We start from the raw sequence: 23,358 nt of genomic DNA on the forward strand, positions 1-23,358 counted from the left end.
ATTTTTGGCACGCTGTTGAGTTCTCAAGGAACGGACGCTTCCTTTGTACTCACCCTCGCAGGCTTTCCTCCGGGCTTCCCTTCGGTGTTTCCAACCTTACCAGAAGCATTTCCGTGCCGTTTCCGGCTCGCAATTCGCTTCGGTGGCCAGTTGGAGGGCCTTGCCTATTCAGTAGCCTTGCGGCTCCCTTTCGGCGGGTCCGACTTTATCAGAAGTTTTCGACCGGACTGACCGGCCACTCGTTCCTGAATAGATCGGGAGGGGCTTCTTCGGAAGTAGATCCCGAGAAGCGGATAGATAGACGCTCACTGTTGCTGTCGAAGCTGTCCAGCTCCGCGCAACTGTGTAAATCTACCTCCCCACAGGTCCCGTGTCAACGGCTCCGGTGGGGCGAGGTACGAGGCTAGCACCTCGGCTGGAGTGCCTGCACATCAGGCGGCGATCGGTACGGAGGCGCTGCGCTCCGTCTCCTCGACGTCGCCCGTGGCGCCGGCTCGTGCCGCGCGACCGCCCAGAACGTAGACGTACGCAAGGAAGGCCAGTTCAGCGGCGATGCCGATGGTGATGCGGGCCCAGGTAGGGAGGCCGGACGGGGTGACGAAGCCTTCGATGGCGCCGGAGACGAAGAGGACCAGGGCAAGGCCTATCGCCATGCCCAGGGCGGCGCGGCCCTCTTCGGCGAGGGCCGCACGACGGGAGCGGGGGCCTGGGTCGATCAAGGTCCAGCCGAGGCGTAGACCCGTACCGGCGGCTACGAATACGGCCGTCAGTTCCAGGAGGCCGTGCGGGAGGACGAGGCCCAGGAAGGTGTCGAGGCGGCCCGCCGAGGACATCAGGCCGATGCCCACGCCGAGGTTGAGCATGTTCTGGAAGAGGATCCAGATGACCGGCAGGCACAAGAAGGCACCTAGAACGAGGCACATGGCTGCGGCTTGGGCGTTGTTCGTCCATACCTGGGCCGCGAAGGATGCCGCGGGGTTGCTCGAGTAGTACGTCTCGTACTGGCCGCCGGGGCGGGTGAGCTCTCGTAGCTCGCTGGGGGCCGCGATCGAGGACTGGACCTCGGGATGGGTGCCGATCCACCACCCCAGGATGGCCGCGACCGCGGTGGAGAGGAGCGCTGTGGGGACCCACCAGTGACGTGAGCGGTAGACCGCGGCGGGGAAACCGTACGCAAGGAAGTGGGTGGCGTCGCGCCAGGAGGCTCGGCGTGTGCCTGTTACGGCACTGCGCGCGCGTGCCACGAGTTGGCTGAGGCGGCCGGTGAGTTGGGGGTCCGGGGCGCTTGACTGGATCAGGGAGAGATGGGTCGCCGTGCGCTGGTACAGGGCGACGAGTTCGTCGGCGTCCGCGCCCGTGAGGCGGCGCTGGCGGTGCAGTAGTGCGTCGAGCCGGTCCCACTCGGCGCGGTGGGCGGACACGAAGACGTCGAGGTCCATCGGGTTGGCTGCTCCTCGGCTGCTCGTCGTGTGGTCAGCTTGTCGCACTGCGGCGCGTTGTGCCCTCAGCTTGGCAGACTGGCTGTTCTCAGGGCAGTTCGGGGAAGGACGGCGGGCGTGAGTGAGCTTGTGACGGGCGAGGCGGTGGCACTGGAGCTGCGCCCCGCGAAGCTGCCGAGCCGGGCGCTGGCCGTGCTGATCGACCTGGTGGCGGCGATGGCCGCGTACGTCGCTGTGACGGTGGCCCTTGTGGTCTCCACGGCCGGTCTCGATGAGGCAGCGCAGACGGCGGTGTCCATCGCGGCGTTCCTCCTTGTGCTGGTGGGCGGGCCGATCGCGGTGGAGACGCTCAGTCATGGGCGTTCGCTCGGGAAGCTGGCGTGCGGGCTGCGGGTGGTGCGGGACGACGGCGGGCCGATCCGGTTTCGGCATGCGCTGGTGCGTGGGGCGGTCGGTGTGGTCGAGATCCTGATGACGTTCGGGATCGTGGCGTGCATCGCGTCGCTCGTGTCGGCTCGGGGGCGGCGGCTCGGTGATGTGTTCGCGGGGACCCTGGTCGTGCGGGAGCGGATTCCTGCTGGGCGTACGCCTTTCGTTCCGCCTCCTCCGCCTTGGCTCGCGGGGCGGTTTACCGGGCTTGATCTGTCCGCGGTTCCCGATGGGCTATGGCTTGCGGTTCGGCAGTATCTGACACGGATGCAGCAGTTGGATCCGCAGGTCGGTGGGGCGATGGCGGAGCGGCTCGCGGCCGACGTCGCGGAGCGCACCGGGGCTCCGGCGCCGCAGGGAGTACCACCGGCGGCGTATCTGGCGGCCGTGATGCACGAGCGGCAGGCACGGGAGGCCCGGCGGGCGTTCGGCGGCGGAGCGTCCTTCGGCGATGGGCCCGTCGGGCGCGGCAGCGGGGCTGGCCCGGCCGGCCCAGCCGCCACCCAGATGCCGCCCGCCGATTCTGCTTCCTACCCGGCGGCGCAGCCGAACTCCGCCTATCCCTCAAGCGCGGCCCCAGCGATTCTCCCCTCGGGCTCTGAGCCGACGGCGCCAGCGGAGCAGGGGGCTCCCGCCGCAGCTCCGCAGGATGCCGGGAGCCAACGCCCCGCCACCGGGTTCGTCCCGCCAGCGTGACCCTGGACGCCCTGCGGGCGGTCAGCTGAACATCGACGGCGGCGACTCGAGATCCTCGAGTTCGATGCCGGGTGCGGAGAGCACGACGTCGCCGGAGAGGTGGACGGTGTGCTGCTCGCCCGTGTCCAGCGCTGTGACCTGGTATTCGTCCACCGTCAGGGGGTCGTTGTCAGTGGCGTGTGCTTCTCTTTTGATCAGAGCCCAGGACTGGTCGACAGTGCGCGGGGCCAGAACCGGGTCAGTGAAGGCGACGAGGCGTACGCGAGTGGCGGAGGAATCGGGGGTGAGGCGCAGCAGACGTGCGGTGGCGATGAGGAATGCGGGGGACGTGCCGGTGAAGGCGTGGGCTCGGACATTGCCTTCGGTGGCGTGAGTTCCCGTGGGGTCGGTGCGGACCCAGGTGACGCCGTCGAGGGCGGCGCCTCGGATCTGCCAGCTCGCAGCGTGGAGTTCGAGACGGATGGGGCGGCCGAGGTCGTCGAGGGCGAGGTCTACGGAACCGGCGGGGTCACCGGAGGGCGACGTCACTTGGGAGACGTAGCGCCAGCCGGAGGGGCCGGGCGCGCAGTGGAAGTGCTCTTCAGCGAGGGGGGTGTGGTCGTGCGGATCATGAAGCGAATATCGGCCGCGGGGCATGGGGGTTCGGTCCTCATCGGGGACAGGCCCCCGCCATGACGGCGAGGGCCTGCTGACATCCATGAGCCGAGCGGTGGTACCGCTGCTCGGCAGGGTGCTCAGTAGCGGTAGTGGTCCGGCTTGTACGGGCCCTCGACCTCGACACCGATGTAGGAGGCCTGCTCGGGGCGGAGCGTGGTGAGCTTCACGCCGAGTGCCTCGAGGTGGAGGCGGGCGACCTTCTCGTCGAGGTGCTTGGGGAGCACGTAGACGTCGGTCGGGTACTCGGACTGCTTGGTGAACAGCTCGATCTGGGCCAGGGTCTGGTCCGCGAACGAGTTGGACATCACGAACGACGGGTGGCCGGTCGCGTTGCCAAGGTTCAGCAGGCGGCCCTCGGAGAGGACGATGATCACCTTGCCGTCGGGGAACTTCCAGGTGTGGACCTGCGGCTTGACCTCGTCCTTGACGATGCCCGGGATCTGCGCGAGGCCGGCCATGTCGATCTCGTTGTCGAAGTGACCGATGTTGCCGACGATCGCCTGGTGCTTCATCTTGGCCATGTCCGAGGCCATGATGATGTCCTTGTTGCCGGTCGTGGTGACGAAGATGTCGGCCTTGTCGACGACCTCATCCAGGGTCGTGACCTGGTAACCGTCCATCGCGGCCTGGAGGGCGCAGATCGGGTCGATCTCGGTGATGATCACGCGGGCGCCCTGTCCGCGCAGGGACTCCGCGCAGCCCTTGCCCACGTCGCCGTAGCCGAAGACAACCGCGGTCTTACCGCCGATCAGAGTGTCGGTGGCGCGGTTGATGCCGTCGATCAGGGAGTGGCGGCAGCCGTACTTGTTGTCGAACTTCGACTTGGTGACGGCGTCGTTGACGTTGATCGCCGGGAACAGGAGGGTGCCCTCACGCTGCATCTCGTACAGGCGGTGGACGCCGGTCGTGGTCTCCTCAGTGACGCCGCGGATCTCCGAGGCGAGCTGGGTCCACTTCTGCGAGCCGTTGGAGATCGTCCGGTTGAGGAGCTCCAGAATGACGCGGTGCTCGTCGTTCTCGGCGGTGTCGACGGACGGGACCTTGCCGTCCTTCTCGTACTCGACGCCCTTGTGGACGAGGAGGGTGGCGTCACCACCGTCGTCCAGGATCATGTTCGGGCCGCCGGTGGGCGTGTTCGGCCAGGTCAGAGCCTGCTCCGTGCACCACCAGTACTCCTCCAAGGTCTCGCCCTTCCAGGCGAAGACCGGGATGCCCTGGGGGTTGTCGGGCGTGCCGTTCGGGCCGACCGCGATGGCAGCGGCGGCGTGGTCCTGCGTGGAGAAGATGTTGCAGGAGGCCCAGCGGACCTCGGCGCCCAGGGCGGCCAGGGTCTCGATGAGCACGGCGGTCTGCACGGTCATGTGCAGGGAGCCGGTGATGCGGGCGCCCGCGAGGGGCTGCGCCTCGGCGTACTCATTGCGGATCGCCATCAGGCCGGGCATCTCGTGCTCGGCGAGGGTGATCTCCTTGCGGCCGAAGTCGGCCAGGGAGAGGTCGGCGACCTTGAAGTCCTGTCGGTTTTCGACAGTCGTCATGCGAGCTGCTCCTCGGATTGGGTCGAGGTGGGTACGGCTGATCTGCGCGGTGTCGAGCATACGAATGCCCGACGCCTGTGCGCAGCGCAGTCCGTCGGAGGCCCTCTCTCCCTCGGTCGGCCCGCACGGGGCCGCCCGACCGCCATCAGCAGCGACGTCTGGCTCAGTGTACGAACCTACACCGATCGGCCCAGCGGACCCCAGTCCGCCTCCGGCCAGATTGAGACACGGAGGCGGAAAACGGAGGCACGAAGGAGGTGGGTTGCAGGAGGGCTACGAGGTCAGGAACAGAGGGCAACTTACCTTCCTGCGCTCAAGGTTCGATCGGGGCCGAAAATGTCCGGCGGCGGATCGTCTGCCAGAACGCCGAAAGGCCCGCCGAACCGTTGGCGGTTCGGCGGGCCTGCGTGCGTGCGAACCAGAGGGCGGGCCCCTCCTCGCACGGAAAACCTGTGCCGGAGAGATCAGTGCTCGGCCGGCTTGGCCGGGCCGCCCGGGGCGGCCTCGCGGTCTGAGCCCTTTGCTGCTTCGGCTTCGCTGTAGATGTCGGGCTCGAGGTAGATGACTCGGGCGATGGGGACGGCTTCGCGGATGCGGGACTCGGCGGCGTTGATGGCGGCGGCGATCTCGGTGGCCGTGTCGTCGTGCTGGACGGCGATCTTGGCGGCGATCAGGAGTTCCTCCGGGCCGAGGTGGAGCGTGCGCATGTGGATGATGCCGGTGACCGTGTCGCCGTCGACGATGGCCGCCTCGATCTTCTTGACTTCTTCCACGCCGGCGGCCTCACCGAGGAGGAGCGACTTGGTCTCGGCGGCCAGGACGAGCGCGATGAGGATGAGCAGGACGCCGATGCAGAGGGTGCCGATGCCGTCCCAGACGCCGTCGCCGGTGGCCAGCGCCAGGCTCACGCCGACGAGCGCCAGGATCAGACCGACCAGCGCGCCCAGGTCCTCCAGGAGGACGACGGGCAGCTCGGGCGCCTTGGCGTGGCGTACGAACTCCTTCCAGGACTGCTTGCCGCGCAGGACGTTGGACTCGTTGATGGCCGTCCGGAAGGAGAAGGTCTCGGCGATGATCGCGAAGATGAGGACGCCCACCGGCCAGTACCAGTGGTCGATCTCGTGCGGATGCTTGATCTTCTGGTAGCCCTCGTAGATCGCGAACATACCGCCGACCGAGAAGAGGACGATCGAGACGAGGAAGGCGTAGATGTAGCGCTCGCGGCCGTAGCCGAAGGGGTGCTGCGGGGTCGCCTCGCGCTGGGCCTTCTTGCCGCCCAGGAGCAGCAGGCCCTGGTTGCCGGAGTCGGCGAGTGAGTGCACGGACTCGGCGAGCATCGACGAGGAGCCGCTGAAGAGGAACGCCACGAACTTCGCTACCGCGATCGAGAGGTTGGCGAGCAGTGCCGCCACGATCGCTTTGGTGCCGCCTGACGCGCTCATGTGTTCCCGATGTCCCTTCGTCTGCCGTCGGGGGCATTCCGTCTGCCGACCCGGCTTTGCCCGCCCTTTGCGGTGGGCCATTGTTGCAGCCCGGTCCGACAGTGGTGCATCAGCCCGTCGCCCTGGCCATCACGACGGCTGTCTCAGGCCACAACAGTGGCCCGGAAGACCGTGCCAGTGCCGGACACTTCGGCCTTTTCGCCCGCCGGTACGAACACGGACTGGCCGGGCGTGAGAGCGTGCTCGCCCGCCTGTACGGAGCCCGCGGTGCACAGGAGGATCTGCGGGGTGCGGAGGGTGAGTTCGTGGGCCGCGGTGCTCTGCGGAAGGACGTAGCGCGAGAGGCGGAACTCGTCGATCGGCGTCTCGTAGACCTCCTCGCCGTCGGGGGACGCCTCGGGGCGCAGTACGCCGGGATCACTCGCCTCGAAGCGGACGATCCGCAGGAGTTCGGGGACGTCCACGTGCTTGGGGGTGAGTCCGCAGCGCAGGACGTTGTCGGAGTTGGCCATGATCTCGACGCCGAGGCCGTTCAGATATGCGTGCGGGGCGCCGGCACCGAGGAACAGGGCCTCGCCGGGCTGGAGTCGGACGTGGTTGAGCAGCATCGCGGCGATGACGCCCGGGTCGCCCGGGTAGTGGTGGGCGATTTCCGCGTACGGGGCGTGCGGGCCGCCCAGGCGGGTGCAGGCCGCGGTGGCTTCGGTGACCGTCGTGGTCATCTGCTCGGGGTCCGCGGACAAGACGGCTGTCAGCACCTCGCGCAGGGCGGCGTCCTCGGGGTGGGCGTGCAGCAGGTCGACGTACGGCTTGAGGGAGTCGATCTCCAGGGCGGCAAGCAGATCCCCGGCCTCGGCCGGAGCCCGGAATCCGCACAGGCCGTCGAACTCCGTGAGCGCGCAGATCAGTTCGGGCTTGTGGTTGGCGTCCTTGTAGTTGCGGTGGGGGGCGCCGATCGGGACGCCGCGGCGCTCCTCGTCCTCGTAACCCTCCTTGGCCTGGGCCAGGTCGGGGTGCACCTGGAGGGAGAGGGGAGCGCCGGCGGCGAGGATCTTGAGGAGGAACGGCAGGCGCGGGCCGAACTTGGCGACCGTCTCGGTACCCAGTTCACGCTCGGGAGCCGCCTCGATGAGCTCGGTGAGAGGGCCGCGGGCTGTGCGGGAGGGCGCGCCGGGGTGGGCTCCCATCCACACTTCGGCCTGCGGTTCGCCGGTGGGCTCGACACCGAGGAGCCGCGGGATGGCGGTGGTGGAGCCCCAGGCGTAGGGACGGATGGTGTTGTCGAGGCGGTCCATGGGGTTCTCTCTGCGCTCTCTGTTCACGCGGGCACGTGTTCACGTATTCGCGGCGGTCGACCTGTTCACGGCAGCCACGGGGCTCGGCCAGTTCGCTGTCACAGGGCTCTGCCAGTTCGCGGCAGTCACGGTGATCCGCCGCTGGGCAAGCATCAGGCCGCCGCGGTGAGCGCCAGGTAAACGGCCGCGAAATCCGTGATGGCGATCAGCTCCGCGAGGGTCTCCAGATCGCTGCCGTCCTCCGGTTCGAGTTCGCTGATCGCGGTGTCGTGGCTGAGGGCGAGGTCGCGGGCGGCGGGAGCGGCGGTGCGGCCTCCGGCGGGGCGGTCGCGCAGCAGGACCACGCGCGCGTGGAGGGCTTGTGCCTCCTCGACGCGGTCGCGGAAGAAGTCGTCGGGGTCGGCGCCGGCTGCCAGCGCGCCCGAGAGCAGCACGCTGTGCGCGGCGAGCGCCTCGGGGAGTTCGGCGGTGAGCGCGGGGCGGCCCGCGAGTTCCGCCATCGCGGCGACGAAGCGGCGTCCCGCGGGGCCCGCGGACTGGCCCTCGGTCCAGATCACCGGGAGCGCCTCGGCGAGCTCGGCAGCGAGCGTCTTGGCCGGATTGCTGTACGTCGCGATGGCCGGACCACAGCGTTCGGCGACGTGGTCGAGGCGGTCGGCGACCTTCTGCAGGACGTCGGGCGGGGCGGACAACAGGCCGGTGCGGTCGAGCAGCACGAGCAGCGGGGTGAGCAGTGCCCACAGCGAACCGGGGGCCGAGGCGGCGGCCGGTGCCTGCGGCTCGTAGGGGGCGGTTGCCATCGGTACGGCGAGGCCGTGGGAGCCCGTGATCGCCTCCGCCAGCGGGGCGTGGGGCGGGCAGACGGCTACGACGGTGAGGCCGCGTCGGTAGGCCTGCTCGACGAGGATCGACAGGCCCGGTTCGCTGCCGTCGGGCGTGGCGATCAGGAGCAGGTCCACGGGGCCCGCCCAGCCGGGCAGCTCCCAGAGGAGGGCGCCCGCGGCGGGGGCCACGCCTCCCGGTGTGAGCCGGGTGACGGGGCAGGCGGCTCCGGCAAGAGAGCCGAGCAGGTCGGCGACGCCGATGGCGGCCAGGCCAGGGCCCGCGATCAGGATGGCCCTTGGGCGGCCGTCCGGCTTGAGCTCGGCGATTCCTGCCTCGGTGGCGTGCCGGACGGCGGTGCGTACGCGGGCGCCTGCTTCTGCGGCGCCGCGGAGCAGCTCGCGGCGGTCGGCGCGGGCGAGCGCCTCCTGGTCGTCGAGCAGTGATTCGTCGAGCATGTGGGGCAGCCTCCGGGCGCCGGTCGCTGTCTTTGGGGTCTACGCGGGGCGGCGGGCCTCGTCGATCAGGAGGACCGGGATGCCGTCGCGGACCGGGTATGCCAGGGCGCAGTCCTGGGATGTGCAGATCAGCTCGGTGTCCTGATCCTTGAGGGGGGCGTGGCAGGCCGGGCAGGCGAGGATCTCCAGGAGACCGGCTTCCAGCGGCATTTGGGAGTCCCTTCGGGGTGGAATGTGGGCGGATGTGGCCTGGTCAGAGTACCGCTGTGGGGGTCGGGGCGCTGGGGGGTGTTTCTTTCCCCGGGCCCGCCCCTTCCCGAGACTGGGGGCTCCGCCCCAGACCCCCCGTTATCGACCTGACGGCCTCGTCCTCAATCTCCCCAAATCTCCCCAGCTACCGCTGGGAGGTGCCCCCGGACGGGCTGAAAATCAGCCCGTCCGGGGATTGAGGAGCGGGAGGCGGCCGAAGGCCGAGCCTCGGACCGCGGGTGGGCACTCAGCCTCTGATGATCGCCAGTGCCTCGTCCCGTACCTTCGTCATCGTTGCCTCGTCGCGGGCCTCTGCGTTCAGGCGGAGCAGGGGTTCTGTGTTGGAGGCGCGGACGTTGAACCACCAGTCCTCGGAGGAGACCGTCAGGCCGTCGAGTTCGTCGAGGGTGACGCCCTCGCGGCCCTCGTACGCGGTCTTGATCGCCGCGAGGCGGGCCTTCTGGTCGTCGACCGTGGAGTTGATCTCTCCGGAACCGGCGTAGCGGTCGTACTGGGCGACCAGGCCCGACAGCGGGCCCTCCTGGCCGCCGAGGGCCGCGAGGACGTGGAGGGCGGCGAGCATGCCCGTGTCGGCGTTCCAGAAGTCGGCGAAGTAGTAGTGCGCGGAGTGCTCGCCGCCGAAGATGGCGCCCGTCCTGGCCATCTCGGCCTTGATGAAGGAGTGGCCCACGCGCGTGCGTACCGGCGTGCCGCCGTTCTCCCGGACCACCTCTGGTACCGACCACGATGTGATCAGGTTGTGGATGACGGTGCCCTTGCCGCCGTGCTTGGCCAGCTCGCGAGAGGCGACCAGGGCGGTGATCGCGGACGGCGAGATCGGGCCGCCGTTCTCGTCGACCACGAAACAGCGGTCGGCGTCGCCGTCGAAGGCGATGCCGAGGTCGGCGCCCTCTTCGCGTACGCGCTTCTGGAGGTCGACGATGTTCGCCGGGTCCAGCGGGTTGGCCTCGTGGTTCGGGAACGTGCCGTCCAGCTCGAAGTACATCGGGACCAGGTCGAGGGGGAGCCCGGCGAAGACGGTGGGCACTGTGTGCCCGCCCATGCCGTTGCCCGCGTCGACGACGACCTTCAGGGGGCGGATGGAGGTCAGGTCGACGAGGGAGCGGAGATGCGCCGCGTAGTCCTCCAGCGTGTCGCGCTGCGTGATCGTTCCGGGCGTGGCCGCCGGTTCCGGGGCGCTGGAGTCCGCCCAGGTCTCGACGAGTTCGCGGATGTCGGAGAGGCCCGTGTCCTGGCCGACCGGGGCGGCGCCCGCCCGGCACATCTTGATGCCGTTGTACTGCGCGGGGTTGTGCGAGGCCGTGAACATCGCACCCGGCAGGTTCAGCGCCCCCGACGCGTAGTACAACTGGTCCGTCGAGCACAGTCCGATCTCGGTCACGTCGACGCCTCGCGCCGTCGCCCCACGCGCGAAGGCCCGCGACAGGCCCGGCGACGAGGGCCGCATGTCGTGCCCGACCACGATCGCGCTCGCGCCCGTCTCCTGCGCGAAGGCCGCGCCGAACAGCTCTGCCAGCGGCTCGTCCCACTGATCCGGGACCACCCCGCGTACGTCATACGCCTTCACGATCTGCGACAGATCAGCAGCCACGGCCAAGCCTCCTGGATTCCTCATCGGTGCCCCCAAACTACCCGCCCGGACCGACACTGGACCGGGTCGGTCTCCGAGAGATCGAACCGGGACTCGCGCCAGGACTTACGGAAGCATCCACTCAAGTACGACGGAACTCTGCCCGACCACGATCAGGCACATGACCAGCAGCAGCCCGATGCTCCATGGCAGCACCTTGCGCAGCAGGTCCCCTTCGCGGCCTGCGAGGCCGACGGCCGCGCAGGCGATGGTCAGGTTCTGCGGCGAGATCATCTTCCCCAGGACACCGCCCGAACTGTTGGCGGCCGCCAGGAGCTCCGGGGAGAGCCCGGACTCCCGTGCCGCGGTGACCTGTAGGGCCCCGAAGAGTGCGTTGGCTGAGGTGTCCGACCCGGAGACGGCGACACCGAACCACCCCAGAACCGGTGACAGGAACGCGAGCCCCGCGCCCGCCGCCGCCACGAAGTAGCCGATCGTGGCGGCCTGCCCCGAGAGGTTCATGACGTACGCGAGCGCCAGGACGGATGTCACGGTGAGGATCGCGAACCTCAACTCGTGGACGGTGGCCGCCCATTCCTTGACGGCCACGCGCGCGTGCACCCCGAGAACGACCGCCGTGCCCACCCCGGCGAGCAGCACGAGCGTGCCGCCGGTCGAGACGATCGGCAACGAGAAGACATTGCCGCTGACGGGCTCCCCGTCCGGGTTCGCGACGTTCAGGAAGGGCCAGTCGAAGGTGCGGGTCGCCTTCGCCAGAAAGTCCTTCACCGCGGGGATCTGGGCCACGGAGAAGATCGCGACGATCAGGGCGTACGGCGCGTAGGCCCGCACCACCTCGGGGCGCGGATCCTCCTCGTCCAGGTCCTCACTGCGTACGCCGGTCAGGACAGCCACGCGTACGGGCTCGGCGGCGGGCCTGCGCGCCTGGGGCATCGCCACCAGGGCGCCCGCTCCGGCCAGGGCGGCGCCGATGTCGGCGAGTTGGGCGGAAAGGTAGTTGGAGGCGGCGAACTGGGCCACGGCGAAGGCCACTCCGCACGCCATGGCGGGCACCCAGGTCTCGCGCAGTCCGCGCCGCCCGTCCACCAGACCGACGAGTACAAGCGGCACCACGAGGGCCAGCAGCGGCGTCTGGCGGCCCACCACGGAGGCCACCGAGTCCAGGGGCAGTCCGGTGACCTGGGCGAGCGTCACGACTGGCGTGCCCATCGCGCCGAAGGCGACGGGCGCGGTGTTGGCGACCAGCGCGACCACGGCCGCGCGGACGGGCTCAAAGCCGAGCGCGACCAGCATGACCGAGCAGATCGCGACAGGCGCACCGAAGCCTGCGAGGGCCTCCAGGAGCGCGCCGAAGCAGAAGGCGACGACGAGCGCCTGGATGCGCGGGTCGTCGGAGAGCCGCCCGAAGGAGCGGCGCAGGATGTCGAAGTGCCGGGTACGGACGGTCATCCGGTACACCCACAGGGCATTGACGACGATCCACAGGATGGGGAAGAGGCCGAAGACGGCGCCCTGTGCGGCGCTGGAGACCGTCTGGCCGAGGGGCATGCCGTACGCGAAGCAGGCCACCAGGGCCGCCGCCGCGAGGCCGATGAGTCCCGCCAGGTGCGCCTTCATGCGGACGCCGCCGAGCAGGACCAGGACGAGGACGAGGGGCAGAGCCGCGACTAACGCGGACAGGCCGAGCGAGCCGGCCACGGGCTCCAGTTCCTGGACGTACACAGAACCTCCCCGGATTCCGCGATGCGGAAAGCGATTTCTCACGGGTGAGGGAATGGTCGTGTCCGCGACAAGTTCTCGTCAATGCCCGTACGGCATGCCTGTACAGGACGGCGTGAAAATGCGCACCGTAAGCGCACCGAGTGAAGTTCCCGTCAGGGGCGGACGGTTGAAGGAGAGGTCAGGAATCCGGCGAGCGCAGTACCCGCAGGTGGCCGCGGCGTGCGACCTCCATCGGGTCCGCACCACGCGCTCCGCCGGCCTGCGCCGCGCGCTCCTGGGGCCGGGCCGCCTCACGCACCGCGTTGGCGAGCGCCTCCAGGTCGTCGCCGCTGGGGCGGGAGGGAGCGGAGCCGTTTGCGAGCCTGACGACCTCCCAGCCGCGCGGTGCGGTGAGACGCTCGGAGTGCTCGGCGCACAGGTCGTAGCAGTGGGGTTCGGCATAGGTGGCGAGCGGGCCGAGGACAGCGGTCGAGTCGGCGTAGACGTACGTCAGCGTCGCGACGGCGGGGCGGCCGCAAGCGGTGCGCGAACAGCGACGTACAGGGCTCACGACGTTGGACGGTACCGCACTCTTGAGCGGGCCGCGACGGATCTTCCCCAGGTCACCCCACCGTGTCGTCCTGTGACACCGGCCACACGAAAATCCTCACGAGTCCGGCTGACCTGCACGTACGCCCCTTGCCGAAATGCCGGACAGCCTGGATCCGATCACCACTTGGTACAAAACATGTCAACTGCCGTGAGTTCGACGGTTCGTAGAGATACGTAAACGAGCCCAAGCTTGGCTGGAATGGTCATCAAGCGACATGTCCCGGGACTGCCGCGCGCGCGTGGTGGGACCTGTCCGTGGACGTCGGGCAGCCCGCGCGGAGACGGTCGGGCAGCCGCGTGGAGGCAGGGCACCCCGACCGGACGAGGACTACGCTTCGTCAGTGATGGACAACCCCGTACCCCCCGTATCGCCCCGCGCCGCCGACCCCAGGCCCCGCCGTCGTGACCGCCACGGCCGGGGAATGCGCGGACCCGTCGCGCCGCCCCAGGTGCCGCTCGCTGCCAGCCGGGCCGAGGTGTTCGCGGATCTGGTGCAGGACTCCGTGGAGCGGCTGGAGCGGCGCTGGCCGCAGCTTGCCGACATCGAGTTCGTGGTGCTGGAGGTGCCACGCCTCGAACCGAAGAGGGGCGGGGACTGGAGCGACGAGGCGGTACCCCTGGGCGGCACGATCGCGGCGCACGACGGCCGGCCCGGACGCGTCGTCGTCTACCGCCGTCCGGTCGAGATCCGCACCAAGGGACGCGACGAGCGCGCCGCCCTGGTCCACGAGGTCGTGGTGGAGCAGGTCGCCGAGCTGCTGGGGCTGACTCCGGAGACGGTGGACCCCCGGTACGGCGAGGACTGACTTCCAGAGGACCGACATCCAGAGAGGCATCGCGTACGAGGCCATGGGCGCACAGCGGCCGAAATAAGCCGCACGCGCGCGTGGAGGCCGAGAATCCCGCGCGCGCGGACCTCTACTTCTGCAATACCGAGAGATCCTGCTCCGCGTCCGGCACCGCCACCATCCCCCGGTCGTCCGGCAGGGTCTGGACCGTGAACCTCGGTATGCCGCCCTCGGGCATCTCCAGCGTCCGCGCCGCGTAGACCGGGCCTCCGGAGACGGGCTCGACGGTCAGCGCGTACGAGCCCTTGAGGCCGCTGGGAACGGGCGCCTCGATGTCCTGAGTGGTGCCGCCCTTGACCTTGTACGTCTTGCTCGTGGCCGTGCCACCCTCGCTGCCGGCAGAGGCGGTGACCTTGACCTCGGCGGCCTCGGCGGGGGCGACCACGGAGAGCGTGGAGCCCTTGGCGCGGTTGTCGGCGACCGTGGCGCGCGTGCCCACCGGGCGGCTGGCCGGGATGAACGCCGTCTCCTGCTTGTCGCCCTTGCCCCGCACGACCCGCAGCCCGGCCACGACCGGCACGGCCTCCTCGGTCGGCGTCAGCACCAGGGAGCCCGCCTCGCCGCGCGTGACGTCGCCGAGGTCCGCGACGGCCGTCATGCCGGCCTTCACGTGCAGCGTCTCGTTGCCGGCGGGCGTGATCAGCCCGGACTGCGAGGCCAGCTGCACCTTCAGGTCGGCGTCCAGGTCGCCGGGTGTGAAGGCGACCAGACGTACGGACGTGGCGTCCTTGGGGATGCCCGGCAGGACGAGGCTGCCCGCCGGGTCGGCGGAGGCGGCCAGCCAGTCGCCGCCGAGCTTGTCGTCGAGGGCCTGGGCGGCGGCGGCGACCCGGCCGCTGCGGACGGTCACGTGCACCGTGAGGTCGCTCTGCTGCTCGTCGATCAGCGTGGACAGCAGCACCGGCTCGGTGGAGTGCGGCTGGACCTGGATGCCCTCCCCCGACGCCGACTTGAGGCTGCCGTCCTTGCCGTACAGCTCGATGTCGACGACGGCGGCGGAGTCGTCGGGGTTGGTGAGGTGCACGTAGTCGGTGCGCTCCTCGGCCGTACTGACGCCCGCGAACCAGAACTCCGTGTCCGGAGCCGTGCAGTTGGCGCCGAGCAGGCCGCGGCCGGTGCCCGACGGGACCTCGGTGGTCTGCTGGACGGTCCAGCCGGGGGCGAAGCCGCCCTCGGCGGTGCCGAGGAGCGCGGGCGCATCGGCACCGGACACCTCTCCGGTGACCGGCTCGCCGGGCTCCTTCGGCGTCAGGACGGGCTTCTTGGCCGCCTCCTTGTCGCCGCTGTCGCTGTTGCCACTCTTCTTGTCGCTGCTTTCGGAGCCGTCTGCCGACTCCTCCCCCACCGGGGCGAGTTCGGCCCTGCCGTTCGTGGCGGCGCCCTCGGTGACGGGCGTGAACGACGTGTACGCGGTCTCGGCGACGTCCGAGGCGCTGGGCCCAGGGCAGAGAAGGCTGGTGCGCTCCACAGGCATCTGGGTGGCCGTCTTCGCCGCCGTGTCCGGGCCGGAGGCCTCCGGCTCGGTGAGGGAGGCGAATCCGGCGACGGCGGCGAGCGCGGCCACGGTGGCGATCAGGGACACGGTGGGGCGGTTCACTGCTGGCTCCCGTCGGGGCGCTCACGGTCGGTGCCGTGCGGCGGCTGCGGCTGCTGCTGCTGCTGCGCGGGGTCGTACGGCGCTTCGTACCCCTGGGCGTACGGCTGTGTCGGGTCGTAGGCCGGGGTCCCCGACCCGTACGCGTACGGGTCGTACTGGCCTGCCTGGTACGGGTCCCCCTGGTAGGGCTGCTGCTCATAGGTGCCCGCCTGGTACTGCTGGGCGCCCTGGTATTGATCGCCGTACGTGCCGTACTCCGAGCCCGTGCCCGCGTACGCCGTCGTCTCCCACTCGTTATAGGGCTGCTGCTGCGGGACGGCGGCCGGGACCGGTGGCTCCTCCGGAGGAGGAGGCGGGGCATTGGGCGTGAACTGGTCGTCCTGGGGTGTCTGTTCGGCCTCGGCCTGGGCGCGCAGCCGACGGGCCCTGCGGCCCTCGCCGGAGACGGGCTGGGCGGGGACGGCCGGCTCCTCCGGGAGGTCGTCGTCGACGTCGCGGCGCCGGCCGGGCAGGGCGAGGACCACGAGAACGACAGCGAGCGCGCCCTGGGCCCACAGCCAGCCGGTGTGGAGCGCCGGCGGATCGAAGGTGACATCCAGCCGGCCGTCACCGGCGGGCAGTTCGAAGCCCTGCGCCCAGCCGTCGAGCGTGGTCCTGGTGAGCGGCTTGCCGTCGAGGGTGGCGGTCCAGCCCTCATCGGCGGTGTCGGCGAGGCGCAGTACGCGGCCTGCGGTGCCGGAAGGGATCGTGGTGTGCACCTCGACGGGTCCGGCGGCGATGGGCTGCGGGTCGCCGGAGTCGGGGACGATGGCCGCGCGGGAGACCTGCCGGTCCACGCGCCACAGGGCGCTGCCGTCCTGCTGGCTCAGCCGTGTCAGTCCGGGCGTGGCGTCCAGGACGCGGCTGACCTCTCGGGGCGCTCCCTGGTGCACGAGTACGTAGCGAACGGCGAACCCGCCGAGCTGGTCGGCCTGGTCGGCTCCGGAACCGGCCACGAGGTTGGCGACCACGGAGTCGAGCTTCTTGTTCTCGCCGTCCGCGGTGGCCAGTTCGGCGTCGCCGAGCCTGGCGCCGGAGCCGCGTACGAGCGTGTAGCCGACCCGGGCGGTCGAGTCGCTGTCGAGGACGAGGGTGCGGGCCTGGTCGCGGGTGCTGCTCTCCTCGGCGACGAACGCGGGCACCTGGACGGGGTCGCGCCGCTCCAGGGGCCCGTCAGCGCCGCCGATCATCCACCCGGCGGCGACGAGCAGCGGTCCCGCGGCGGCGGCGAACGCGATGAGGGCGGCGACCGGCTGACGCCAGCCGAAGCTCTGCTCGGCCACACGCGAGCGTGCCCCGTCGGCGCCGAGCGCGGCGGCGGCGAGGAGGGCGAGGCCGTAGACGAGCGTGGCGGGACCGGCCCAGGCGGAACCGTTGGACAGGACGGCGAAAACGAGCCCCGCTAGGGCTGCCGCCCAGGCCGTCCAGATTCCCAACTGACGCTGTGCGCGCAGCAGGGCGGCCAGAGCCGCGCACACGATGCCGATGAGCATCAGCCCGCTGACGGTGCCGGGGCCGCCCGGGCTGCCGCCGAGCAGGTCGAGCGCGGACGCCGACCCCTCTCCGAACTCGAGGCCTGCCTCCTGGAAGAAGCCGAAGGGCAGCAGTGACAGCGACCAGGGCGCCAGGACCAGCAGCGGAGTTCCGAGCTGGGCCAGGAAACGGAGCCCGTAGGCGACGATCTCGCCCCGCCGCACGGCCAGCAGCGCGAGGCCCAGCACCAGGGCGATGGGCCACACGATCGGCGTGAAGGCGGTGGCCAGGGTCAGCAGCAGCGCGTACGCCCAGGTGGCACGCCAGCTGCCGCGTGCCGCCGTCGAGGCGAGGCCGCTCGCCGCGATGCCCGCGCGCGCGATGAGGGGGAGCAGGACGGCGAGCACGGCGGTGCCGATACGGCCGCCCGCGAGCGCTCCGGTGGCGGCGGGCAGGAAGGCGTACGCGATGGATGCCCAGGCGCGCAGCAGTCGCGACTGGACCAGGGGCCGGGAGGCGAAGTACGCGGCGAAACCGGCCAGCGGCACGGAGCCGACGAGCAGGACGGTGACCGCGAGCCCGGTGGAGCCGAACAGCACACTGGCGAGCAGCGCGACGAGCGCCAGATAGGGCGGCGCGGACTGGGTGCCACCGGCGCCGACGGGATGCCAGCCGTCCAGGTAGCGCGCCCAGAGCGCGGATGCGTCGGCGGGTGCGGGCAGGAGGGCGCCGCCCGCGAGAGCACCGCCGCCGATCAGTTCCCGGCAGGCGATGAGCGAGGCGAAGAGGAGCACTACGAAGAGCACAGGGCCGGGCTTGCGGGCGACGCGCTTGAGCCGGGCGAACTGCTCGATCTCCAGGAAGTCGGCGTCGTCTCCGCCGGGCCCGGACTCGACGGCGCCGCCGTGCCGGCCGGCCGCCGTCAGCTCGGGATCGGAGCTGCCCACGAGATTGCCCGCGACCTGCTCGATGGTGGCCCGCACGGTCGCACCCGGCGGCGGGAACAGCTCGCGCAGCTCCCCTTTGTCGACCTGCGGACGGCCGCGCCTGCGCCGCCCGGCGATGATCCGCTCGGGCCGCAGCAGCGTCCCCAGAAGGCCTCGGATCTCGTCGACGGCCTGTCCGGGGACCTTGCCGACGAGGTACGCGACGGTGCGCAGCAGTGTGCCGAGCACGAGCCTCAGCAGGACCCAGGGCAGCACGGCGCTGCGGGAGTTGACGAGCAGCGTGTAGACGGCGCCCGCCTTGTCGACCTTGTGCGGGGAGGCGGACGTACGGCCCACACAGTCGACGGTGCGCCGCTCGCGGGAGGCCGCCTCGGCGTGGCGTACGACCGCGTCGGGGGCGACGAGGACGCGGTGCCCTGCGGCCTGGGCGCGCCAGCACAGGTCGACGTCGTCACGCATCAGGGGCAGCCGCCGGTCGAAGCCGCCGAGCTGCTCGAAGACGTCGCGGCGGATCAGCATGCCGGCCGTGGACACGGACAGCACGGGCCGTACGTGGTCGTGCTGGCCCTGGTCCTGTTCGCGCCGGTCCAGGCCGGTCCAGCGGCGGCCGCTGTTGGCGATGGTGACGCCGACCTCGAGGAGCTGCCGTCGGTCGTACCAGCCGCGGAGCTTCGGGCCGACGATCGCGACGTCCTTGCCGAGCTCCTGCTCGTTCTCGACGACACGGAGGAGCTGGGCCAGGCTGTCGGGTTCGGGGGCGCAGTCGTCGTGCAGGAGCCACAGCCACTGGACGGGCTCGCCGTACGGCAGTTCCGGCATGTCGTACGCGTCGTCGCGCCAGGTGCGGGTCACCGGGTCCCAGCCGCTGGGCCGCTTCAGGTACGGCAGGTCGTCCGGAGTGAGCGCGCCGGCGGTGCGGGCGGCCTCGTCGACGGCCTGGCCGAAGCCGGTGCGCCGGGCGAGGTGCAGCACCCGGTCGGCGCCGAGCGCTTCGGTGACCAGCCGGGCGGAGTCGTCCGCGCTGCCGGTGTCGGCCGCCACGGCGTTCTGCACCGGGCGTTCCTGACCGAGCAGCCCGGCGAGGGCGTCGGGCAGCCAGCGGCCACCGTCGTGCGAGACGAGCACGGCGGTGACCACGTGCCTCGGAAACTCGGGCGGGCGGGCCGGGTCGAACGCCGCAGCGCGGGACGGGTCAGACGCTGCCGGGCGTGACGGGTCGAACGCTGCGGCGGCAGCGTCGTACTGAGCTGCCGGATGGCTGTGCGCGGACATCGAGGTACAGGCCCCGGTTCGATGGACTGCGGTGGACGCCTGTGCCCTGTGTGGGCACTGGGGTGTCTCGGACGGAGGCCCACACTAACGGCTGGACAACACCTCGGCCCGCCGCCTGTGGATAACCACCTGCGACGGGCCGTTCGGTACGAGATCTCCTGGACGAGCTCTTATACGGCGGCCTTCTTCAGGCGGCGCCGTTCACGCTCGGACAGACCGCCCCAGATGCCGAAGCGTTCGTCATTGGCGAGGGCGTACTCGAGGCACTCGGAGCGGACCTCGCAGGCGAGGCAGACCTTCTTGGCCTCGCGGGTGGAGCCGCCCTTCTCGGGAAAAAAGGACTCGGGGTCGGTCTGCGCGCAGAGCGCCCGCTCCTGCCAACCGAGCTCCTCGTCGGCCTCGTCGACCAGCAGTTCCTGAAACAGCTCGGTCATGTGCGCCCCTCGTCCGTCTCGCGTCCCCGTGATGCTGCCGTTACCGATTCCGGCTGAACGACACGAGTGAAATTACAAGTGTGCTGCTCCGGGCGAGTCAAGCCGAGATCTGCTATTGGGCCCCTTATTCACTCTGCGGAACCAAGGCTATGCGGAAAGTGTTCAAATCGGCATAAACCCTGACAGCAGGAAGAGACCCAGCCGGGACTGCCACCCCCGCACAGGACCTGTACAGGGAAGGACGCCCGGGAGTTCGATCTCGTTCCGGCCGACACACGAAGCGATCCGGATCACATTCCGATCACAGGATCGCAACGAGGTTTGCGTGCCCGGTTGTTGCGCCATGTGTCCCGGCCGACTCCAGAACAAACCTTTCACCTTCCAGAGGAACCGGATGAGGTGAAACATCTCCTGCATACCGGACATCGAGTTGACAGTGAAGGTGTGAACCGGTGTCCTTGGGGGCATGCTCGCGAACTTGGCGCTCACCTCGACCCGCACCGCCGGGTCCCTCGGTGCTGCCCATGCTCGCTGTAGCTGTTGTTGTCGCAGCTGTTGAGCCTTTCCCAGCGCTCCCGCTGCCGCCAGGTCCACCGGTACCTGGCCGCTGGTCCCTTCCGCCCGTCACGAGGGCGCCTCCAGATCTCCAGCACAGGCCTTACGCCTCTTCAGCCGAGGAACCACCGCACTCCATGAACAGCGACAGCGACCTTCAGATCGCCGGCGACATCCTTGAAGTCCCGCACCTCCTCCAGGCGCCGCGCGAGCATCCGGCCACCGTGGCCGAGTTCGTCGGACTGGCCCGCTCCATCGCCGCCGACCGCTCCCAGTGGGAGCACCTCGTCCAGTACGACGCGACGTCCCGGTGGTACCACCGGCTGCGCACCGGCCCCGGTTACGAGGTGTGGCTGCTCTCCTGGGTGCCCGGGCAGGGCAGCGGGCTGCACGACCACGGCCGCTCTTCCGGCGTGTTCACCGTCCTGGAGGGCGCACTGACGGAGCGCACGGAGCGCGGCACCCGCGCGTTGGAGGCCGGCGCCCAAAAGGTGTTCGCGCCGGGGTACGTCCACGAAGTGGTCAACGACTCGCTCGAGCCGGCCATAAGCCTGCACGTCTACTACCCGGGGCTGACCGAGATGCCGATGCACGCGCACGCGACCCGCTGCGCCGCGTCGCGCCCGCAGGAGCACGCGGATCAGGAGCACGGGAATGTCGTCACCCCCTGAGGCGACCGGCTGACGCGTTGTCGTACCCGCCTGCAACACTGCCCCTCCCGTCGCCCGACCACCGCCCCTCAACGAGTCAGCCTGGCGGCTGACACACTGTTCCAATGCGCATTGTGGTTCTGGCAGGCGGCATCGGCGGTGCCCGGTTTCTGCGTGGTCTGCGGCAGGCGGTGCCGGACGCGGAGGTCACCGTCATCGGGAACACCGGGGACGACATCCATCTCTTCGGGCTGAAGGTCTGCCCGGACCTCGACACGGTGATGTACACGCTCGGAGGCGGCATCAACGAAGAGCAGGGCTGGGGGCGGGCCGACGAGACCTTCCACCTCAAAGAGGAACTCGCGGCGTACGGGGTGGGGCCCGAGTGGTTCGGGCTCGGTGACCGGGACTTCGCGACGCACATCGTCCGTACGCAGATGCTGGGCGCCGGGTATCCGCTCAGCGCCGTGACAGAGGCGCTGTGCGACCGGTGGAAGCCGGGGGTTCGGCTGATCCCCATGACCGACGACCGCGTCGAGACGCATGTGGCCGTCGAGACAGACGGCGAGCGCAAGGCCATTCACTTCCAGGAGTACTGGGTGCGGCTGCGGGCCTCGGTCGACGCGCACGCGGTGGTGCCCGTCGGCGCGGACCAGGCGAAGCCGGCGCCCGGGGTGCTCGAGGCGATCGCCTCGGCCGACGTGGTGATCTTCCCGCCGTCGAATCCTGTCGTGTCCGTGGGCACGATCCTCGCCGTGCCAGGCATCCGGGAGGCGATCGCCGAGGCCGGGGTGCCCGTGGTCGGCCTCTCCCCCATCGTCGGGGACGCGCCCGTGCGCGGCATGGCCGACAAGGTCCTCGCGGCCATCGGCGTGGAGTCCACGGCCGCCGCGGTCGCCGAGCACTACGGATCGGGGCTCCTCGACGGCTGGCTCGTCGACACGGTCGACGCCTCCGCTGTGGACCGCGTGGAGTCCGCCGGCATCCGCTGCCGTGCCGTACCACTCCTGATGACAGACCTCGCCGCGGCGACCCGGATGGCCCGCGAGGCGCTGGCGTTGGCGGAGGAGGTGGGGGGCGCTTGAGCGGCGGGGGTGTTTCGAGACCGGACGCGCAGGAGTTGGCCGCGGCCGAGGAAGGTCCGGCGCGTGCGATGCCCGGTTATCGGGTCTGGGCGCTTCCCGGGCTGCCCGAGATTCGTGAGGGGGACGATCTCGCCAAGCTGATCGCCGATGCCGAGCCCGGGCTGCTCGACGGGGACGTCCTGCTCGTCACCTCGAAGGTCGTGTCCAAGGCCGAGGGGCGGGTCGTCGAGGCCGTTGACCGGGAAGCCGCCATCGACGCCGAGACCGTGCGGGTGGTAGCGCGGCGCGGGGCGTTGCGGATTGTCGAGAACCGGCAGGGGCTCGTGATGGCCGCGGCCGGGGTCGATGCCTCCAACACACCTGCGGGGACTGTGTTGTTGCTGCCCGAGGACCCCGATGCGTCCGCGCGGGCGATACGGGACGGGGTGCGGGACGCGCTGGGCGTCGACGTCGGGGTACTCGTCACGGACACGTTCGGGCGGCCGTGGCGTACCGGGCTCACCGATGTCGCCATCGGTGCCGCCGGTGTCCGGGTGCTCGACGATCTCCGGGGCGGCACCGACGCGCACGGCAATCCGCTCGGCGCCACCGTCGTCGCCACGGCCGACGAACTCGCCGCCGCGGGCGACCTGGTCAAGGGCAAGGCCGAGGGGCTGCCCGTCGCCGTGGTGCGCGGGCTGCCCCACGTGGTCACCACAGACACCACAGGCACCGATGAAGACGAGGGGGCGCGGGCCATGGTGCGCGGTGCGCGCGACGACATGTTCCGGCTGGGCACCTCCGAGGCCGTACGGGAGGCCGTCACCCAGCGGCGTACCGTACGGGCCTTCACCGACGAGCCCGTCGATCCCGGGGCCGTACGCCGTGCGGTGGCCGCCGCCGTGACCGCGCCGGCGCCGCATCACACGACGCCGTGGCGATTCGTCCTCCTGGAGTCGGAGGAGTCCCGTACGCGGCTTCTCGACGCCATGCGGGACGCCTGGACAGCCGACCTGGAGCAGGACGGGAAGAGCGAGGAGTCCATCGCCAAGCGCGTACGGCGGGGGGATGTCCTGCGCAACGCGCCATATCTCGTCGTGCCCTGTCTCGTCATGGACGGCTCGCACACCTATGGCGATGCGCGCCGGGACGGGGCCGAGCGCGAGATGTTCGTGGTCGCCGCGGGCGCCGCCGTACAGAACTTCCTCGTCGCGCTGGCCGGGGAGCGGCTGGGGTCGGCGTGGGTGTCGTCGACGATGTTCTGCCGGGATGTCGTACGGGACGTTCTGGGGCTGCCGGGAGAGTGGGATCCGATGGGGGCGGTTGCCGTGGGGCATGCGGCCGAGGAGCCTAAGCCGCGAGCTGAGCGGGAGGCGGGAGCGTTTATCGAGGTCCGGTGACGGCTGAAGCCTGGTGTTCGGCGCCCGGCTTCTGGCTGGCTTCTCTCCTTCTGGCTTCTGGCTTCTGGCTTCTGGCGGGAATCGGCGAGAGTCGGATTGCGGCTGAGGCCTTCGGTCCGCTCCTGAGCGCCT

At 70.4% G+C, this 23,358-nt stretch carries 19 protein-coding genes; 6 read left to right on the forward strand and 13 right to left on the reverse strand.

Annotated elements, in window-relative coordinates; genetic code table 11:
* A partial coding sequence (locus ACGFNK_RS26840; RefSeq protein WP_393419925.1) for a hypothetical protein occupies positions 1–231 on the forward strand: 231 nt, incomplete at its 5' end.
* A 200-nt stretch (positions 232–431) separates the two neighbouring features.
* Here the strand turns inward: ACGFNK_RS26840 and ACGFNK_RS26845 are convergent.
* The gene (locus tag ACGFNK_RS26845) at positions 432–1,439 is read right to left on the reverse strand and encodes a stage II sporulation protein M (RefSeq protein ID WP_393419927.1); all 1,008 of its coding nucleotides are present in this window, start codon (positions 1,437–1,439) and stop codon (positions 432–434) included.
* Positions 1,440–1,556: 117 nt separating this feature from the next.
* Here ACGFNK_RS26845 and ACGFNK_RS26850 point away from each other — a divergent pair, with 117 nt between their 5' ends.
* Positions 1,557–2,564 carry an RDD family protein gene (locus tag ACGFNK_RS26850; RefSeq protein ID WP_393419929.1) on the forward strand — a complete coding sequence of 336 codons (1,008 nt, stop codon included), beginning with the start codon at positions 1,557–1,559 and terminating at the stop codon, positions 2,562–2,564.
* A 21-nt stretch (positions 2,565–2,585) separates the two neighbouring features.
* Here ACGFNK_RS26850 and ACGFNK_RS26855 read toward each other — a convergent pair whose 3' ends face one another.
* The 9 genes from ACGFNK_RS26855 to ACGFNK_RS26895 all read right to left on the reverse strand — a co-directional run bounded on the left by ACGFNK_RS26855 (position 2,586) and on the right by ACGFNK_RS26895 (position 12,906).
* Positions 2,586–3,200: a hypothetical protein gene (locus tag ACGFNK_RS26855; RefSeq protein ID WP_393419931.1), complete on the reverse strand. Its 615-nt coding sequence runs from the start codon at positions 3,198–3,200 to the stop codon at positions 2,586–2,588.
* A 98-nt stretch (positions 3,201–3,298) separates the two neighbouring features.
* Entirely contained in the window at positions 3,299–4,756 is a 1,458-nt protein-coding gene (gene ahcY / locus ACGFNK_RS26860; protein WP_393419933.1) for an adenosylhomocysteinase, read from the reverse strand.
* 464 nt (positions 4,757–5,220) lie between these two features.
* Positions 5,221–6,198: a cation diffusion facilitator family transporter gene (locus tag ACGFNK_RS26865; protein WP_386341000.1), complete on the reverse strand. Its 978-nt coding sequence runs from the start codon at positions 6,196–6,198 to the stop codon at positions 5,221–5,223.
* A 143-nt stretch (positions 6,199–6,341) separates the two neighbouring features.
* Positions 6,342–7,493: a mannose-6-phosphate isomerase, class I gene (gene manA, locus ACGFNK_RS26870; RefSeq protein WP_393419935.1), complete on the reverse strand. Its 1,152-nt coding sequence runs from the start codon at positions 7,491–7,493 to the stop codon at positions 6,342–6,344.
* Positions 7,494–7,645: 152 nt separating this feature from the next.
* Complete coding sequence (locus tag ACGFNK_RS26875) at positions 7,646–8,773, reverse strand: SIS domain-containing protein (protein ID WP_393419937.1); 1,128 nt, start codon at positions 8,771–8,773, stop codon at positions 7,646–7,648.
* Positions 8,774–8,812: 39 nt separating this feature from the next.
* The gene (locus ACGFNK_RS26880; protein ID WP_386340990.1) at positions 8,813–8,983 is read right to left on the reverse strand and encodes a Trm112 family protein; all 171 of its coding nucleotides are present in this window, start codon (positions 8,981–8,983) and stop codon (positions 8,813–8,815) included.
* 286 nt (positions 8,984–9,269) lie between these two features.
* Positions 9,270–10,634, reverse strand: coding sequence for a phosphomannomutase/phosphoglucomutase (locus tag ACGFNK_RS26885; protein WP_393419939.1), 1,365 nt, complete (start codon positions 10,632–10,634; stop codon positions 9,270–9,272).
* 105 nt (positions 10,635–10,739) lie between these two features.
* Positions 10,740–12,356 (reverse strand): L-lactate permease, encoded by a 1,617-nt coding sequence (locus ACGFNK_RS26890; protein WP_393419941.1) that lies wholly within the window; start codon positions 12,354–12,356, stop codon positions 10,740–10,742.
* Between the two features lie 178 nt (positions 12,357–12,534).
* A complete protein-coding gene (locus ACGFNK_RS26895) occupies positions 12,535–12,906 on the reverse strand; it encodes a DUF3499 domain-containing protein (RefSeq protein WP_328771132.1) in 372 nt (123 codons plus the stop codon).
* Positions 12,907–13,291: 385 nt separating this feature from the next.
* Between ACGFNK_RS26895 and ACGFNK_RS26900 the strand changes: the two genes are divergently transcribed.
* Positions 13,292–13,753, forward strand: coding sequence for a metallopeptidase family protein (locus ACGFNK_RS26900; RefSeq protein ID WP_386341034.1), 462 nt, complete (start codon positions 13,292–13,294; stop codon positions 13,751–13,753).
* A gap of 112 nt (positions 13,754–13,865) precedes the next feature.
* Here ACGFNK_RS26900 and ACGFNK_RS26905 read toward each other — a convergent pair whose 3' ends face one another.
* From ACGFNK_RS26905 to ACGFNK_RS26915, 3 genes are all read right to left on the reverse strand, one after another.
* Positions 13,866–15,392 carry a DUF5719 family protein gene (locus tag ACGFNK_RS26905; RefSeq protein WP_393419943.1) on the reverse strand — a complete coding sequence of 509 codons (1,527 nt, stop codon included), beginning with the start codon at positions 15,390–15,392 and terminating at the stop codon, positions 13,866–13,868.
* Positions 15,389–19,123, reverse strand: coding sequence for a glycosyltransferase (locus tag ACGFNK_RS26910; protein ID WP_393419945.1), 3,735 nt, complete (start codon positions 19,121–19,123; stop codon positions 15,389–15,391). The genes ACGFNK_RS26905 and ACGFNK_RS26910 overlap by 4 nt, the downstream gene beginning before the upstream one ends.
* Before the next feature lie 170 nt (positions 19,124–19,293).
* Entirely contained in the window at positions 19,294–19,557 is a 264-nt protein-coding gene (locus ACGFNK_RS26915) for a WhiB family transcriptional regulator (RefSeq protein ID WP_119102212.1), read from the reverse strand.
* A 692-nt stretch (positions 19,558–20,249) separates the two neighbouring features.
* On the opposite strand from ACGFNK_RS26915, the gene ACGFNK_RS26920 reads away from it, so the two are divergent.
* The 3 genes from ACGFNK_RS26920 to ACGFNK_RS26930 all read left to right on the forward strand — a co-directional run bounded on the left by ACGFNK_RS26920 (position 20,250) and on the right by ACGFNK_RS26930 (position 23,226).
* Positions 20,250–20,783 carry a cysteine dioxygenase gene (locus ACGFNK_RS26920; RefSeq protein ID WP_393419947.1) on the forward strand — a complete coding sequence of 178 codons (534 nt, stop codon included), beginning with the start codon at positions 20,250–20,252 and terminating at the stop codon, positions 20,781–20,783.
* Between the two features lie 104 nt (positions 20,784–20,887).
* The gene (gene cofD / locus ACGFNK_RS26925) at positions 20,888–21,847 is read left to right on the forward strand and encodes a 2-phospho-L-lactate transferase (protein ID WP_386340976.1); all 960 of its coding nucleotides are present in this window, start codon (positions 20,888–20,890) and stop codon (positions 21,845–21,847) included.
* Between the two features lie 68 nt (positions 21,848–21,915).
* Positions 21,916–23,226 (forward strand): coenzyme F420-0:L-glutamate ligase, encoded by a 1,311-nt coding sequence (locus ACGFNK_RS26930; protein ID WP_393420395.1) that lies wholly within the window; start codon positions 21,916–21,918, stop codon positions 23,224–23,226.
* The last annotated feature ends 132 nt before the right edge of the window (positions 23,227–23,358 follow it).

The organism is Streptomyces sp. NPDC048825 (assembly GCF_043198355.1).
Classification (GTDB): domain Bacteria; phylum Actinomycetota; class Actinomycetes; order Streptomycetales; family Streptomycetaceae; genus Streptomyces; species Streptomyces xiangluensis.